The organism is Subtercola sp. Z020 (genome assembly GCF_002931235.1).
Lineage (GTDB): Bacteria > Actinomycetota > Actinomycetes > Actinomycetales > Microbacteriaceae > Subtercola.
Genome location: NZ_PSTT01000014.1, coordinates 47,674 through 64,015, shown reverse-complemented (window position 1 = coordinate 64,015; position 16,342 = coordinate 47,674). Strand labels below are relative to the sequence as shown.

Genomic DNA, 16,342 nt, shown 5'->3' with positions numbered 1-16,342 from the left:
GGCGGGGGGTGGGGTGCGGATGCCGGGGCGTTCACCGGGGGGTACTGGGGGTTCGTCGACGGCAGCGTGAGGGGGGTGGCGGGGAGGGGGCGGAGGAAGTAGGGGGTGGCGGGGCGGCGGGGGCTAGAGCTTTTCGATGGGAGCGATTTTTATGAGGAGCTTTTTGGCGCCGGCGGCGTCGAACTGCACGTGGGCCACGCGCTTGGTGCCGTCGCCGGTGACGGCGTTGACGCGGCCCTCGCCGAAGTCGACGTGGCGGATGCGGTCGCCCGCCTGCAGTTCGAGGTCGCCGTTGTCGCGCACCTGGGCGGTGACGCGGTTCGGCCACTCCGTCTTCTGCCGCGACGCGCCCGAGCCGCCAAAGCCCGAGGCCCCGAAGCCCGAGCCCGAGCCGGAGCCCGACCCAGAGCCACCGCCCGCGGCATCCTGCTCGCGGAACGACAGGGAATCGCTGGCACGCACCGCGCTCCGCCCGCCGAAACCGCCGGGGCGCGAGGCGTTGAGCGCGCGCGGCTGGGTGCCGCCACGCGAGGTCGCCATGCCGGGCGACTGCCGCCAGTCGATGAGTTCCGCGGGGATCTCCTGCAGGTAGCGGCTCGGCATCGCGACGGCGGTCTCGCCGTACTGCGCGCGCGTCATCGCGAGGGAGAGGTAGAGGCGCTTGCGCGCGCGTGTGATGCCCACGTAGAACAGCCGCCGCTCCTCGGCCGGGCCGCCGGGCTCCGAGGCCGACATGCGGTGCGGCAGCAGGTCTTCCTCGACGCCGGTCAGGAAGACGGCCTCGTATTCGAGGCCCTTCGCGGTGTGCAGCGTCATCAGGGACACCGTTCCGCTGGAGTCGTCGAGCTCGTCGGCCGCAGCGACGAGCGACACCTCGGTCAGAAAGTCGACCAGCCCGCCGCCGGGGTTGTTCTTCTGGAACTCCCGCGTCACCGCGACGAGCTCCTCGACGTTCTCAGCCCGCGCCTCGTCTTGCGGGTCGCGCCCTGCGCGAAGGGCCGTGACGTACCCGCTCCTGTTCAACAGCAGCGTCAACACCTCGGCGACAGAAGCCCCGGCAGCCCCGTCGGCCGCGGCGGCCGCGTCTCCGCCACCGCCCGCCGATGCATCCGCCGCGCCGCCCGCTGCCGACTCCCCGCCGGCCTCCCCCGCCTCCTCGTCGACCTGCCCCGGCCCGACGAGCGCCGTCGCCTCGTCGAGCATGGCGGCGAGGTCGACGATCGCCGCGGTCACCTTGGGCCCGAGCCCGAGCTCCGGCGCGCGCCGCATCGCCTCGCGGTAGGTGATCTCGTTGGTCTCCGCGAACACCGCGAGCGCCGTCTCGGTCGCCGGCCCGATTCCGCGCTTCGGCGTGTTCAGGATGCGCCGGAGCGCCATGGCATCGAACGGGTTCGCGACCGCGATCAGGTACGCCAGAACGTCTTTGATCTCGGCGCGCTCATAGAAGCGGGTACCGCCGAGCACCCGGTAGGGCACGGCCGACCGGATGAGGATCTCCTCCAGCGCACGCGTCTGGGCGTTGGTGCGGTAGAACACGGCGACGTCTTTGTAGGGCGTGCCCTGTTCGTGCAGCTTCGTGACCTCGTCGGCCACGAACTGCGCCTCGTCGTGCCCGCTGTACCCGGTGAAGCCGACGATCTTCTCGCCGTCTCCGACATCCGTCCACAGTTTTTTGTCTTTGCGGTCGAAATTGTTCGAGATGACGGCGTTGGCGGCGGTCAGGATGTTCTGGGTCGACCGGTAGTTCTGCTCGAGCAGGATCACCTTGGCGCCCGGGAAGTCGCGCTCGAACTCGACGATGTTGCGGATGTCCGCACCGCGGAACGCATAGATCGACTGGTCGGAGTCGCCGACGACGGTGAGGGATGCCCCCTCCAGCGAAGCGGTGCGCGCGTCGAACCCGGGCTCCTCCTCCACCGGCAGCGTCAGCTCACGGATGAGCGCATACTGCGCGTGGTTCGTGTCCTGGTATTCGTCGACGAGGATGTGCCGGAACCGCCGCCGGTACGTCGCCGCGACATGCGGGAACGCCCGGAACAGATAGACGGTCTGACCGATCAGGTCGTCGAAGTCGAACGCGTTCGCCGCGCTCAGGCTGCGCGTGTACGACCGGAAGATCTCGACGAACAGCCGCTCCTGCGGGTCGTCGAAGTTCGCCGACCGGGCGTAGCTGTCGGCGTCGGCCAGCTCGTTCTTGAGCTTCGAGATCTTGCCGGCGACGCTCGACACCGTGAAACCGTAGGTGTCGGCCTGCAGCTCCTTGATGATGCGCTTGATCAGGGTGCGCGAGTCGTGGGAGTCGTAGATGGTGAAGGCCTTGGTGAAGCCGAAGTTCTCGGCCTCCCGGCGCAGGATGCGCACGCACGCCGAGTGGAACGTCGAGATCCACATGCCCTCAGCGGTCTGACCGAGCAGGGCGCCGACGCGTTCGCGCATCTCGGCGGCGGCCTTGTTGGTGAAGGTGATGGCGAGAATCTGGCTGGGCCACGCCTCGCGGCTGTCGATGAGGCTCGCGATGCGGCGGGTGAGCACGCTGGTCTTGCCCGACCCGGCCCCCGCCACGATGAGCAGGGAGGGCCCACGGTACTCGACCGCCTCTTTCTGCTGCGGGTTCAGACCGTCGAGCAGGGCGTCGTTGAACGTCGAGCCGCGCGCGCCCGAACCGCCGCCCGCGCCGGCAAACGCCAGCGGTCGCTGATCGTCGACGATCAGCGGAACGGAGGAGGATTCGGTCTGCGAAGAGGTGGGTGTCATGACCCTTCGAGTTTAGGCGACGCCGCCGACACTGAGCCGGGCACCGAGCGCCGCGCGCGCTCCCAGCGCCGCGCGCGCCCCCACCGCCGAGTCCACGTGGTCGGCGAACACCCCGTCGACCCCGCTCGCGATGATGGCCGCCCACTCCGCCTGCCAGTCGCCGAGCTCGGCCGGCCCGCCCGCACTCCGGAACCCCTCCGCGAGGAACTCGTTCTCGGGCCGCAGGGTCCACGTGAACACCTCGAGCCCCGCCGCGTGGGCGTTCCCGACGAATTCGACGCCCGCGGCATCCAGAAGCAGCGCCTTCGGCACGCTCACACCGTCGATGCCCGCGTCGGCGAGGCCGCGGAGTCCGGCGGGCGTCAGATACGAGCTGTAGAGGGGAGCGTCACTTCCGAGTTCGGCAACCAGGTCGGCCGGCGCCCCCGAGTCCTCGACGAGCTGAACGAGCCGGAGGCCCTGCAGCCCTGCCTGCTGCCCCACCCGCTGCCCTGCCCGCAGCCGCGCCAGCACCGTCGGTTCGAAACTCTCGACCACGAGCCGGCCCTCGGCTCCGGCGCGGCTCCATCCGGCTTCCGCGACCGCGCTCGAGAAGAGCTCGTCGACCGCGAACCCCCGGTCGGCGAAGTAGGCTGCGTGCTTCAGTTCGGCGACGATTCCGAGCGGCCTCCGCCGGGCATCCGAGACCCGATCGACCAGCGCGAACAGGTCGGCGAGCTGCATCAGCGGGAATTCGCCGTCGAACGTGGCGCTGAACGGGCGCAGCGCGGGCAGACGCTCGCGGGCGCGCAGGGTCTGCAGCTCGGCCCAGGTGAAGTCCTCGGTGAACCAGCCCTGCTGGGTCACCCCGTCGACGCACTTGGTCGCCCGGCGCGCTGCGAACTCCGGATGCTCGGCCACATCGGTCGTGCCCGAGATCTCGTTCTCGTGCCGGAGCACCAGCACGCCGTCTCGCGTCACCACCAGGTCGGGTTCGACGAAGTCTGCGCCCTGCTCGAAAGCCAGTTCGTAGGCCGCGGCGGAGTGCTCGGGGCGGTAGCCGCTGGCACCGCGATGGCCGATCACAACAGGGCGGGGCAACGCGAGAATGTCGGGCACGGGGCGACGCTAGGTGCTCTGGATGTCGCGCAGGCACCGGTCAGGTGCCCGGAAGGTTCGCCTGAGTGAACTTCCAGCAAATGCGCGGCCCGGACCGATAGATTTATGCCAAGCATTCGACACGACTCGAGGAAACCATGGCATCGAACAACCCCGCGTTCTCGCGAATCCCTGTCTTCAACGGCAAGGGTCTCGACAAGCAGTCCGCTGAGCAGGTTCCGACGCTCTCAGCCGACGGCCTCCAGCAGATGTACGACGGCCCGACCGCGACGTCGGCCGACACGAACCGCATGAGCTACGACGATGTCATCGTCAAGACCGGCATCAGCTTCATCGTTCTGCTGGCCTTCGCCCTCGTCGGCTGGCAGGTTCCGGTGCTCGCGGCCCCCGCGGCGATCATCGGCTTCGGGCTGGCTCTCGTCAACATCTTCAAGCGCAAGCCCTCCGCACCGCTGGTGCTGCTCTACGCCGCCGCCGAGGGTCTCTTCATCGGTGCCATCTCGGGCGTCTTCGAGTCGCTCTACCCGGGCGTCGTCGTACAGGCGGTCATCGCCACGGTCTGCGTCTTCGCGGTCACGCTGGCCCTGTTCGCGAGCGGCAAGATCCGCGCCTCGAAGCGTGCGACCAAGGTGTTCCTGATCGCGATGGTCGGCTACATGCTGTTCTCGCTGGTCAACATCGTGTTGATGCTGACGGGTGTGCAGAGCACCGGGTTCGGGCTGAACAGCACCGTGCACATCCTCGGCATCCCGCTCGGCCTGATCATCGGCGTGTTCGTCACGCTGCTGGCCGCGTACTCGCTGGTGCTCGACTTCGACCAGATCCAGCGCGGTGTTCGCGCCGGTGCGCCGCGCATCTACGGCTGGTCGGCGGCGTTCGGCCTCGTGGTGACGGTCGTCTGGCTGTACCTCGAGCTGCTCCGCATGTTCGCGATCGCCCGCAACTAGCGCACGCCGTCTGACGGCGACCAGCGCACACCGTCTGAAATCGCAGAGGGCCGGCTCCGCATCAGCGGGCCGGCCCTCTGTCTGTGCGGGAGCCTCAGTCGGCGGAGGCTCCCGCGAACTGCGCGTTGTAGAGGGCGGCGTACGCTCCCCCGGCCGCGAGCAGGCTCTCGTGCGTTCCCTGCTCGACGATGCGGCCCGACTCCATCACGAGGATGAGGTCGGCGTCACGAATGGTCGACAGCCGGTGCGCGATGACGAAACTCGTGCGGTCCGCCCGGAGTGCCGACATCGCCCGCTGCACGAGCACCTCTGTGCGGGTGTCGACCGACGAAGTCGCCTCGTCGAGGATCAGCACAGACGGCGCAGCCAGGAAGGCCCGCGCGATCGTGATGAGCTGCTTCTCGCCCGCGCTCACGTTGTCGGCCTCATCGTTCAGCACCGTGTCGTACCCGGCCGGCAACGAGTGCACGAAACGATCGACGTAGGTCGCCTGTGCCGCAGCGAGAATCTCCTCCTCGCTCGCGCTCGGTCGCCCGTAGGCGATGTTGTCGCGGATCGTTCCGCCGAACAACCAGGTGTCCTGCAGCACCATGCCGGTCCGCCCCCGCAGATCGTCGCGGGTCATGGCCGCGATGTCGGTGCCGTCGAGCGTGATGCGCCCGGCGTCGAGCTCGTAGAACCGCATGATGAGATTCACGAGGGTCGTCTTTCCCGCGCCCGTCGGCCCCACGATCGCCACGGTCTGCCCCGGCAGCGCGACGAGCGACAGGTCGTCGATCAGCGGCTGGTCGGGCGAGTAGCGGAACGAGACGTTCTCGAACACGAGCCGGCCCGCACTACCCGCCGGGGTCTTCGCCGGCACGGCGTCGGGCGTCTGGTCGTCGGCATCGAGCAGTTCGAAGACCCGCTCGGCCGACGCCACCCCCGACTGCAGGATGTTCGCCATCGAGCCGAGCTGCGTCAGCGGCTGGGTGAACTGCCGGGCGTACTGGATGAATGCCTGCACATCGCCGAGGCTCAGCGACCCGCTCGCGACCATCAACCCGCCGACCACAGCGATGGCCACGTAGACCAGGTTGCCGACGAACATCATCGCCGGCATGATGATGCCCGACACGAACTGCGCCCCGAAACTCGCCCGGTACAGTTCCTCGTTCTTCTGCCGGAAGACCTCGTTGATCTCGCGGTGCCGGCCGAACACCTTCACCAGGGCATGGCCGCTGTAGCTCTCCTCGATGCGGGCGTTCAGTGTTCCCGTGTGCTTCCACTGGGCCACGAAGAGCTTCTGCGACCGCTTCGCCACCACAGCCGTGATGAGGAGCGTGAGCGGAATGGTGACGAGCGCGATGAGAGCGAGCAGCGGCGAGATGACGAACATCATCGTGATCACCCCGATGACCGTCAGCAGCGATGTCATGATCTGTGAGAGCGACTGCTGCAGGCTCTGGGAGACATTGTCGATGTCGTTGGTGACCCGGCTGAGCAGCTCGCCCCGCGGCATCCGGTCGAAGTAGCCGAGGGGCAGCCTGTTCATCTTGTCTTCGACGTCGGCCCGCAACCGGAACACCGTGCGCTGCACCACCCCGTTCAGCAGGTAGGCCTGGGCCCAGCCGAACACGGAGGCGAAGACGTAGATCGCGAGCACCATCAGCAGCACCGTGCCGAGCTGCGGGAAGTCGATTCCCGAGCCGGGTGTGAGCGTCACCCCGCCGAGCAGGTCGGCCTGGGCGTTGTTGCCGGATGCCCGCAACCCCTCGATGACCTGCTCCTGCGTCTGGCCGGCCGGCACCTGCTTCGACAGGATGCCCGCGAAGATGATGTTCGTGGCCGTGCCGAGCATCTTCGGCCCGAGCACCGACAGGGTGACGCTGATGACGGCGAGCAGAGCGACGACGCCGATCAGCATCCGCTCGGGACGGAGCCTGCCGACGAGCCGCTTCGCCGACGGCCCGAAGGACTTGGACTTCTCGGCCGGCATGCCGGTACCGCCGAACGGGCCGCTACCCCCGGGCCCACGGCGCACCGGCGGGCGAGCGGGCGCGCTCTTCTCGTCGCTCATGCCGCCTCCTCCGCCGTGAGCTGCGATTCGACGATCTCCCGGTACGTCTCCGACGCCTCGAGGAGCTCGGTGTGCGTTCCCCGGTCGACGATCACCCCGTCTTCGAGAACCAGGATCTGGTCGGCGTCGATGATGGTCGACACCCGCTGGGCGACCACGATGATCGTGGCGTCTCCCACGTCACGCCGGAGGGCTGCGCGCAGCCGCGCATCGGTGGCGAGGTCGAGCGCCGAGAAGGAGTCGTCGAACACGTAGATCTCCGGCTTCTTCACCAGCGCACGGGCGATCGCGAGTCGCTGCCGTTGCCCGCCCGACACGTTCGTGCCGCCCTGGGAGATGGCTGATTCGAGGCCGAGCTCCATCTCGGAGACGAAACCGCGTGCCTGAGCCGTCTCGAGCGCCGCCCAGAGCTCGTCGTCACTGGCATCGGGCCGGCCGTACCGGAGGTTCGACGCGACCGTGCCCGAGAACAGGTACGGCCGCTGCGGCACGAGACCGATGCGCCCCCACAGCAGGTCGGGGTCGAGCTCGCGCACATCGACGCCGTCGACCCGCACCGACCCGGCTGTCGCGTCGAACAGCCGCGGCAGGAGGTTCACGAGCGTCGTCTTGCCCGAACCCGTGCTGCCGATGATGGCCGTGGTCTGCCCGGGGGCGGCGACGAAGGTCAGGTGCTGAAGAACCGGCATGGCGGCGTTCGGGTAGCTGAAGCTGACGTCGTCGAGCTCGATGAGCCCTCGCTCCGTCACCGAGAGAACGGGCGACGAGGGCACCACCACCGACGACGGGGTCGACAGCACTTCGGTGATGCGGTCGGCGCACACGGAGGCGCGCGGGATGAGGATCGCCATGAACGTCGCCATCATCACGGCCATCAGGATCTGGATGAGGTACGTCAGGAAGGCTGTCAGTGTACCGATCTGCATCGACCCGTCGTCGATGCGGAATGCACCGAACCACAGCACGGCGACACTCGACACGTTGAGCACCAGCAGCACGATCGGGAACATCAGTGAGAAGAGACGCCCGGCACGGAGCGCTGTGTCGGTCACCTCCCGGTTAGCCACCTCGAACCGTGCCGTCTCGATGTTCTCCCGCACGAAGGCGCGAACGACCCGGATGCCCGTCAGCTGTTCGCGGAGCACCCCGTTGACCCTGTCGATGCGCTCCTGCATGAGGCGGAACAGCGGCACCATGCGCACGATGATGAACGCGAGCGAGACGAGCAGCACCGGGACCGCGATGCCGATCAGCCCCGACAGCGGCACGTCGAGCGACAGCGCGGCCACGATGCCGCCGATCGCCAGGATCGGCGCCGACACCAGCAGCGTGCAGGTCAGCAGCACCAGCATCTGCACCTGCTGCACGTCGTTCGTCGTGCGCGTGATGAGCGAGGGCGCCCCGAACTGCGACACCTCGCGTTCGGAGAACTCCCCCACGTGGGTGAAGACGGCCTGCCGCAGGTCGCGGCCGACCCGCATGGCGAGCTTGGCCCCGAAATAGACGGCGACGATGGCGCAGACCACCTGCGCGAGGGTGATCAGCAGCATGACGCCGCCGATGCCGAGGATGTACCCGGTGTCGCCCGTCGCGACACCCTGGTCGATGATGTCGGCGTTCAGGGTCGGGAGATAGAGGGAGGCGATGGACTGGGCGAGCTGGAACACGATGACGCCCACGATGAGCCGCCAGTGCGGCTTCACGAAGGCGCCGATCAACCGGAGGAGTTTCACGAGACAACCATTTTCATGGCGCTCACTCTAGACCCGGCCACCGACTTTCGTCAGCGGGAGCTCACTCCCACTCGATCGTTCCCGGCGGCTTCGACGTCACGTCGAGAACCACCCGGTTGACCCCCGCCACTTCGTTCGTGATGCGGTTCGAGATGCGGGCCAGCAGAGCGTAAGGCAGCCTCGTCCAGTCGGCTGTCATTGCGTCTTCAGACGACACCGGACGCAGAACGATCGGATGCCCGTAGGTGCGCCCGTCACCCTGCACGCCGACCGACCGCACGTCGGCCAGCAGCACGACAGGGCACTGCCAGATCTCGCCGTCGAGCCCTGCCTCGGTGAGTTCCGCCCGCACGATCGAGTCCGCGGCGCGCAGCAGTTCGAGTCGCTCGAACGTGACCTCCCCGACGATCCTGATGCCGAGACCGGGGCCGGGGAAGGGCTGGCGCCCCACGATGACCTCGGGCAGCCCGAGCTGGCGGCCGATGGCCCGCACCTCGTCTTTGAAGAGTGCCCGCAGCGGCTCGACGAGCTCGAACTGCAGGTCTTCCGGCAGACCGCCCACGTTGTGGTGGCTCTTGATGTTGGCTGTTCCGCTGCCGCCGCCCGACTCCACCACGTCGGGGTAGAGCGTGCCCTGCACGAGGAACTTCACGGGCTCGCTCGAGTCGTCGGCCGCCGCTTCGAGCACGAGCGCCTCTGCGGCTCCCTCGAAGCTCCGGATGAACTCCCGCCCGATGATCTTGCGCTTCTGCTCGGGGTCGGTGACCCCGGCGAGAGCGTCGAGGAACTGCTGCCGGGCATCCACCGTCACGAGGCGCACGCCGGTCGACGCCACATAGTCGACCTCGACCTGGCGGCGCTCGTCGGCGCGCAGCAGGCCGTGGTCGACGAAGACGCAGGTGAGCTGGTCGCCCACCGCTTCGTGCACCAGAGCTGCAGCAACGGCAGAGTCGACCCCGCCCGAGAGCCCGCAGATGACCTTGCCGCTCCCGACCTGCTCACGGATGATCGCGACCTGGTCGGCGATCACGTTGCCGCTGTTCCAGTCGGCCGGAATGCCCGCTGCATCGTGCAGGAAGTTCTCGAGAACATCCTGCCCGTACTGCGTGTGCTTCACCTCGGGGTGCCACTGCACCCCGTAGAGCCGGGAGTCGTCGTTCGCGAAGGCAGCGACGGGGGTGGATGCACTGCTCGCCACGACCGTGAAACCCTCCGGTGCCTTCGAGACCTGGTCTCCGTGGCTCATCCAGACGGTCTGGTCTTCGGGCTGGCCCTCGAGGAGCACGCCGCCGTCACCGGTGACCTGCATGTCGGTCGCGCCGTACTCGCGCAGGCCGCTGTGCGCGACCTCGCCCCCGAGCGCCTGCGCCATGACCTGGAAGCCGTAGCAGATGCCGAGAACCGGCACACCGAGGTCGAAGATGGCCGGGTCGAGCCCGGGCGCACCTTCTTCGTAGACGCTCGACGGCCCGCCGCTCAGCACGATGCCGACCGGGGACTTCGCAGCGACCTCTGCAGCGGTGATGTTGTGCGGCACGATCTCGGAGTACACGCTCGCCTCGCGCACCCTGCGCGCGATCAGCTGCGCGTACTGCGCGCCGAAGTCGACGACGAGAACGGGCCGGGAACGGCTGGCCTCAGCGGCCTCGACGGGGGTGCTAATGGGATGCCTCCACAGGTGGTTGGGTCGAAGCAGGGGGTGGGGTCGATGTCGGCGCACCGGCGGCCTCGCGGCCCGCCAGGTAGGCGAGAACCTCGCGGGCGATGCGGCCCTCGAGGAAGAAGGAGAGGAGCGGGATGATGCCACCGAGCGCGAGCACGACGAAGCGGCTGAACCCCCAGCGCATACGACTCCACAGCTGGAAGCAGGAGAAGAGGTACACGACATAGAACCAGCCGTGCACGATCAGGATGCCGGTGGAGATGTTCACGGCCTTCACCGTGCCCTCGGGCACGAACGCGAGAAAGCCGTGCGACCCGCCCAGTTCGAGCTCGACCGCCAGCGGCGTGTACTTCAGCAGCATCTCGGCGCAGAGCAGCAGCAGGAACGTTCCCGTGATCACGGAGCAGACCCGGTAGAAGGTCAGCGCCGAACGGATGCGCCCGAAGTCGGCGCGTTTGGGCTCAAGTGGCATGAGTCGATTCTACTTCTGCCTCTTCGGTCTCCCGCTCCCAGGCGTCGCGCACCAAGCGGTACCAGAAGAAGATCGCGAACCCGGCGAAGATGACCCATTCGACGGCGTAGAAGATGTTCAGCCAGTTGAGTTCGGTGGTGCGCTGTGGGATGGGAGAGTCGATCGCGGCGAGCCCGGCGGTGGGGGTGGATGCCACGACGTATCCGCCGTAGACCGTGGCCGTGTCGGGAAAATCCGTCCACTCGTTGATGAGCGACGCGATCGACATCGTCGACATCACGCGCTCGCTGGCCGGCTTGCCCTCGGAGTCCTTGATCTCCGGACCGTCGGAACCCACGTACCGCCCGAGTATCTGCTCGGTGGGGAAGACCGCGGTCTGGTTCAGCTGCCGTGCGGCGGCCTCGGCCTGCGAGCGGTCGGCCGACCATCCCAGGGCCACGGCCACCGAGGTCGACGTCCCTCCGGCCTGCGCCTCGGCCAGATCGAAGCGGCCGACGACCCAGTAGCCGAGCGTTCCGCCGTTCAGCCGGTCGGAGACGATGGTGAAGTCGGGTGCGACGAGGGTTCCCGTCGCCGTCACCATCTGCCCGTCCTGCGCCTCGAAGACGGCCGCGTTGGCCGTCGCCGCCTGCTCGAGGGGCTTCGCGATCTCGGTGGTCGCGTTCGGGTTGGGGCCGTTGGAGGTGACTGCTCGGCTCAGCTGCCACTGGCCGAGAGCTGCGAAGATGCCGGCGACGACGAGCGCGAGAACGAGGGACCACACCCACCGGGGTCGCCGCATGACGGTGAAGACCGTGGGCGGCGCCTCAGCGACGGGAGTCTCGCTCGTGCGGGTCAATACTCGCTGTCTCTCTCGGTGTCGGCGTTCGTCTGGCCGAAGCCCTGCGCGTCGGTCTGGCTCGATGCCTGCTCGGCAACCAGATCACCATACTCCGCGGCAGCTGGGTTCTCGCCGGGCGCCGTCGCAGCCTCGACCAGCGCGATGGTCTCCGCGATCATCGGGTCCCGCTCCCGCTTGCGCGCGGCTGCAGCGGCGGCGGCGACCGCGGCCTTGCGCCGGTTCGACGACCGCAGCAGCCGCCCGCCGATCTTCTCCGAGTTCGCCGCCAGGATGGGGCCCGCCACCGCCATCACCAGCACGTAGAGGCCTGCGAAGGCCTGCAGCCGATCATCCAGACCCGCAGCCAGCGCCAGCGTCGCGAGAATGAGCGCGAACTCGCCCCTGTTCTGCAGGATGACCGTGGTGTTGATGCCCGCCTGCACACCGAGCCCGTTCAGCCGTGCGACGAGCTGCCCGGCGACGATGTTCAGCAGCATCGTCATCACCACGGCGCCGAGCACCGGCCAGATCACCTCCGGGAACTGGGCGGGATCGAGCCCCAGCCCGAAGTTCAGGAAGAAGAAGGCACCGAACACATCGCGGAGCGGGATCGCGATCTGCTCGATCTTGTTGCGGTATCGGGTCGCGCCGAGCACGAGCCCGATCAGGAAGGCGCCGATCGCATCGGTCACGCCGAGCAGTTCGCCGATTCCGCCGAAGCCGATCGCCAGCCCGAAGAACAGGATCGTGAACAGTTCGTCGTCTTTCGTGCGGAACAGTTTCGACACCCAGCGCCCCCCGAAGCGGGCGATGGTGAACATCACGACCAGGAACAGGAACGAGATGCCGAGCTTCGCGATCACCGGCCAGACGGCCGTCTCGCCGCTCAGCACCACGGAGACGATGGCGAGGTAGATGGCGATGAAGATGTCCTCGACGACCGTGACGCCGAGGATCATCGGGGTCTCGGGGTTCGCCAGCCGGTTCAGTTCGATGAGCAGCTTCGTGACGATGGCGCTGGAGGATGTCGCGGTGATACCCGCGATGACCAGCGCCTCCCGCGTGCCCCAGCCGACCAGGAAGCCGAACGCGAAGCCCGCGACCATGTTGATCGCGATGTACGACCCGCCCGAGATGATGAGCTTGCCCGCATTGCCGAAGAACTCGTCCTGGTCGAACTCGAGACCGAGGTTGAACAGCAGCAGCACCAGGCCGAACACTGCGATCAGCGCGATGTAGTCGTGGTTGACGAAGTCGAGGGGGAAGAGGTGGAAGTTCGGGCTCGCCAGAAGCCCGACCACCATGTAGATCGGGATGGCCGGGAGGCCGATCGACTTGCCGAGCCGACCGAGGGCGTAGGCGATGACGAAGAGGATGCCGAGCACGAGCAGGTCGCCGCCGAGGTGCGTCGTGTCGCCCTCGGTGGCTGCGAGAACGAGCTGCATGCCCTAGCCTCCGGGCGGCGCGTCGACGGCGCTCTTGGCCCTGTACTGGCCGCTGCGGAAGAAGTTGAAGACCTTGGCCACCTTCTCGGGCGTGCCGGCCACCACCAGGGTGTCGCCGGGGAAGACCTTGAAGTCGCTGGCCGGCGCCGGGTTCGCCGATCCGTTCCGAACGACGGCGACGACCGTGACGCCCACGACGCCGCGGTCGGCCGGATCGCCGAGCTCCTGGCCGGCGATGTGGTCTTCGTAGTCGACGGTGAACCAGTCGATCGAGAGGCCGGGAATTTGGTCGAGTTGCGTCAGCGACTCGGTGATCTGTGTGCCGCCGAGCAGCTCGGCGAGGGTGTGCGCCTCGTCTTCACTGAGGCGCAGCGAGACCTTGTTCGACTCTGCGCCGTCTTCTTCGTCGGCGAAGGTGATGAGGTCGCTGTGGCCCGAACGGTGCGCGATGACGCCGACCTTGCCGCCGTCGTCGGTGATGAAGGTGTGCAGCACGCCCACCCCCGGGAGTTTGACCCGTCGTACGTCGACCATGGCTGATCTCCCTCGTGTGCCGTGCTGGTTTGCGAGCTTCCAGTCTACCCGCGGGCCGTCGGCCGACCGCCGCTCAGCGGGCGGCCGGGCCGCTCAGCGGGCGGCCGCCCCGGTCACGCAGCAGCCGCTCAACGCGCAGCGTAGGGTGCGACGACGACCTCGATGCGCTGGAACTCCTTCAGGTCGGAGTACCCCGTCGTCGCCATCGACCGGCGGAGCGCCCCTATCAGGTTCGCGGTGCCGTCGGCGACCGGAGACGGGCCGAAGAGAATCTGTTCGAGCGGCGCGACCGCCCCCACGTGCACGCGGTTGCCCCGCGGCAGCTGGGCGTGGTGCGCCTCGGCGCCCCAGTGGTAGCCGCCGCCCGGAGCATCCGTCGCCCGCGCCAGGGCGGTGCCGAGCATCACGGCGTCGGCCCCGACGGAGATCGCCTTGACGATGTCGCCCGAGGTGCCGAGGCCGCCGTCGGCGATGACGTGCACGTAGCGGCCGCCCGACTCGTCGAGGTAGTCGCGGCGGGCGCCGGCCACATCTGCCACCGCCGTCGCCATCGGCGCGTGGATGCCGAGGGTCGCCCGGGTGGTCGACGCGGCTCCCCCGCCGAACCCGACGAGCACGCCGGCAGCTCCGGTGCGCATGAGATGCAGGGCGGCCGTGTAGGTCGCGGCGCCGCCCACGATGACCGGAACGTCGAGCTCGTAGATGAACTTCTTGAGGTTGAGGGGTTCGACGGTCTTCGAGACGTGCTCGGCAGAGACGGTCGTTCCCCTGATGAAGAAGAGGTCGACGCCGGCCGCGACGACCGTCTCGTAGAGCTCCTGGGTGCGCTGCGGCGAGAGGCTGCCGGCGACGGTGACCTCGGATGCCCGGATCTCCGCCAGGCGGGCCGTCACCAGCTCAGGCTTGACGGGCTCCGCGTAGATCTCCTGCATGCGCACGGTGGAGGCGCCGACCGGCAGCTCCCGGATCTCGGCGAGCAGCGGCTCGGGGTCTTCGTACCTCGTCCACAGGCCCTCGAGATCGAGCACGCCGAGGCCACCGAGGCGGCCGATCGCGATGGCGGTCGCCGGTGAGACCACCGAGTCCATCGGGGCAGCGAGCACGGGGATGTCGAACTGGTACGCGTCGATGCTCCACGTCGTCGAGACGTCGTGCGGGTCGCGGGTGCGCCGCGAGGGAACGACCGCGATGTCATCGAATGCGTAGACCCTGCGGCCGCGCTTGGACCGGCCGATTTCTCTTTCCATACTCACCCGGCAAGCCTACCGGGCAGAGTCAGCGCCTGTAGTTCGGCGCCTCGACCACCATCTGGATGTCGTGCGGGTGGGACTCCTTCAGCCCGGCGGCCGTGATGCGCACGAACTTGCCGCGGGCCTTCAGTTCCTCGACCGACCGCGCACCGACGTAGAACATCGACTGGCGGAGGCCGCCGAGCAGCTGGTACGCCACGTTCGAGAGCGCACCGCGGTAGGGCACCTGGCCCTCGATGCCCTCGGGGATCAGCTTGTCGTCGGTCGGCACATCCGCCTGGAAGTAGCGGTCCTTCGAGTACGACGTCTTCTCGCCGCGCGTCTGCAGGGCGCCGAGCGAACCCATGCCCCGGTAGCTCTTGAACTGCTTGCCATTGACGAAGACGAGGTCGCCCGGGCTCTCGTCGCAGCCGGCCAGCAGAGAACCGAGCATCACGGTGTCGGCGCCGGCCACCAGCGCCTTCGCGATGTCGCCCGAGTACTGCAGCCCGCCGTCGGCGATCACCGGCACACCGGTCTCACGCGCCGCGAGAGACGCCTCGTAGACCGCGGTCACCTGGGGCACGCCCACACCGGCGACGACCCGCGTGGTGCAGATGGAGCCGGGCCCGACTCCGACCTTGATCGCGTCGACACCCGCGTCGATGAGGGCCTGCGCACCCGAGCGGGTGGCGACGTTACCGCCGATGATGTCGACTCCGGATGCCGCGGGGTCGCTCTTCAGGCGCTTCACGATCTCGAGCACGCCGGCGCTGTCGCCGTTGGCGGTGTCGACCACCAGAACGTCGACCCCGGCATCCACCAGCGTCATCGCACGCTCCCACGCGTCACCGAAGAAGCCGATCGCGGCGCCGACCCGCAGCCGGCCCGAGTCGTCTTTCGTGGCGTTCGGGTACTTCTCGCTCTTGTCGAAGTCCTTCACCGTGATGAGCCCGCGCAGGTGCCCCGCCGCATCCACGAGCGGCAGCTTCTCGATCTTGTGCTGGGCGAAGATGGCGATCGCGCCGTCGGGGTCGATGCCCTCGGGGGCGGTGACGAGCGGCGCCTTCGTCATGACGTCGCGCACGAGCGTCGTGCTCTTCTCCCAGGCGGAGACGAAACGCATGTCGCGGTTGGTGATGATGCCGACGAGGATTCCCGCGGCATCCACCACCGGAAGACCGGAGACCCGGAACTGGCCGCAGATCAGGTCGGCCTCGGCGACGGTCGCGTCGGGAGAGGTCGTGACGGGGTTGGTGATCATGCCCGACTCGCTGCGCTTCACCTGGTCGACGTTCGAGGCCTGATCGGCGATCGAGAGGTTGCGGTGGATGACGCCGAACCCGCCCTGGCGCGCCATCGCGATGGCCATGCGGGACTCGGTGACCGTGTCCATCGCAGACGAGAGAAGGGGAGCCGCGAGGGAGATGCGCTTGGTGAGGCGCGACGTGGTGTCGGCCTCGCTCGGGATCACGTCGGTGTGGCCGGGCAGCAGCATCACGTCGTCGTAGGTCAGGCCGATGAATCCGAACGGATCGTTCTGTTCCATAACTGCATTTCTCCCACGACTCGATACATCTCTACTGTT

General features: G+C 68.2%; 12 protein-coding genes. 1 reads left to right on the top strand and 11 read right to left on the bottom strand.

The window, feature by feature from the left end; translation table 11 throughout:
- Positions 1 to 123: 123 nt before the first annotated feature.
- Positions 124 to 2,754 (bottom strand): ATP-dependent helicase, encoded by a 2,631-nt coding sequence (locus C5B96_RS02330; RefSeq protein WP_104242575.1) that lies wholly within the window; start codon positions 2,752 to 2,754, stop codon positions 124 to 126.
- 12 nt (positions 2,755 to 2,766) lie between these two features.
- Positions 2,767 to 3,852, bottom strand: a complete 1,086-nt coding sequence (locus tag C5B96_RS02325; protein ID WP_233188945.1) for a glycerophosphodiester phosphodiesterase family protein — start codon at positions 3,850 to 3,852, stop codon at positions 2,767 to 2,769.
- Positions 3,853 to 3,989: 137 nt separating this feature from the next.
- Between C5B96_RS02325 and C5B96_RS02320 the strand changes: the two genes are divergently transcribed.
- Positions 3,990 to 4,799: a Bax inhibitor-1/YccA family protein gene (locus C5B96_RS02320; RefSeq protein WP_104242573.1), complete on the top strand. Its 810-nt coding sequence runs from the start codon at positions 3,990 to 3,992 to the stop codon at positions 4,797 to 4,799.
- Positions 4,800 to 4,893: 94 nt separating this feature from the next.
- Here C5B96_RS02320 and C5B96_RS02315 read toward each other — a convergent pair whose 3' ends face one another.
- The 9 genes from C5B96_RS02315 to guaB all read right to left on the bottom strand — a co-directional run bounded on the left by C5B96_RS02315 (position 4,894) and on the right by guaB (position 16,303).
- Positions 4,894 to 6,858 (bottom strand): ABC transporter ATP-binding protein, encoded by a 1,965-nt coding sequence (locus C5B96_RS02315; protein ID WP_104242571.1) that lies wholly within the window; start codon positions 6,856 to 6,858, stop codon positions 4,894 to 4,896.
- Positions 6,855 to 8,591: an ABC transporter ATP-binding protein gene (locus C5B96_RS02310; RefSeq protein ID WP_104242569.1), complete on the bottom strand. Its 1,737-nt coding sequence runs from the start codon at positions 8,589 to 8,591 to the stop codon at positions 6,855 to 6,857. Before C5B96_RS02310 ends, C5B96_RS02315 begins: the two co-directional genes overlap by 4 nt.
- Positions 8,592 to 8,652: 61 nt before the next feature.
- A complete protein-coding gene (guaA, locus tag C5B96_RS02305; RefSeq protein WP_104242585.1) occupies positions 8,653 to 10,254 on the bottom strand; it encodes a glutamine-hydrolyzing GMP synthase in 1,602 nt (533 codons plus the stop codon).
- The gene (locus C5B96_RS02300) at positions 10,250 to 10,726 is read right to left on the bottom strand and encodes a DUF3817 domain-containing protein (RefSeq protein ID WP_104242567.1); all 477 of its coding nucleotides are present in this window, start codon (positions 10,724 to 10,726) and stop codon (positions 10,250 to 10,252) included. Before C5B96_RS02300 ends, guaA begins: the two co-directional genes overlap by 5 nt.
- Complete coding sequence (locus C5B96_RS02295; protein WP_104242565.1) at positions 10,716 to 11,564, bottom strand: SURF1 family cytochrome oxidase biogenesis protein; 849 nt, start codon at positions 11,562 to 11,564, stop codon at positions 10,716 to 10,718. The genes C5B96_RS02300 and C5B96_RS02295 overlap by 11 nt, the downstream gene beginning before the upstream one ends.
- Positions 11,561 to 12,991: a cation:proton antiporter gene (locus C5B96_RS02290; protein WP_104242563.1), complete on the bottom strand. Its 1,431-nt coding sequence runs from the start codon at positions 12,989 to 12,991 to the stop codon at positions 11,561 to 11,563. Before C5B96_RS02290 ends, C5B96_RS02295 begins: the two co-directional genes overlap by 4 nt.
- A 3-nt stretch (positions 12,992 to 12,994) precedes the next feature.
- Positions 12,995 to 13,525, bottom strand: coding sequence for a cation:proton antiporter regulatory subunit (locus C5B96_RS02285; protein WP_104242561.1), 531 nt, complete (start codon positions 13,523 to 13,525; stop codon positions 12,995 to 12,997).
- Between the two features lie 128 nt (positions 13,526 to 13,653).
- The gene (locus C5B96_RS02280) at positions 13,654 to 14,772 is read right to left on the bottom strand and encodes a GuaB3 family IMP dehydrogenase-related protein (protein WP_104242559.1); all 1,119 of its coding nucleotides are present in this window, start codon (positions 14,770 to 14,772) and stop codon (positions 13,654 to 13,656) included.
- Between the two features lie 28 nt (positions 14,773 to 14,800).
- Entirely contained in the window at positions 14,801 to 16,303 is a 1,503-nt protein-coding gene (gene guaB, locus C5B96_RS02275; protein WP_104242557.1) for an IMP dehydrogenase, read from the bottom strand.
- Positions 16,304 to 16,342: the final 39 nt, after the last annotated feature.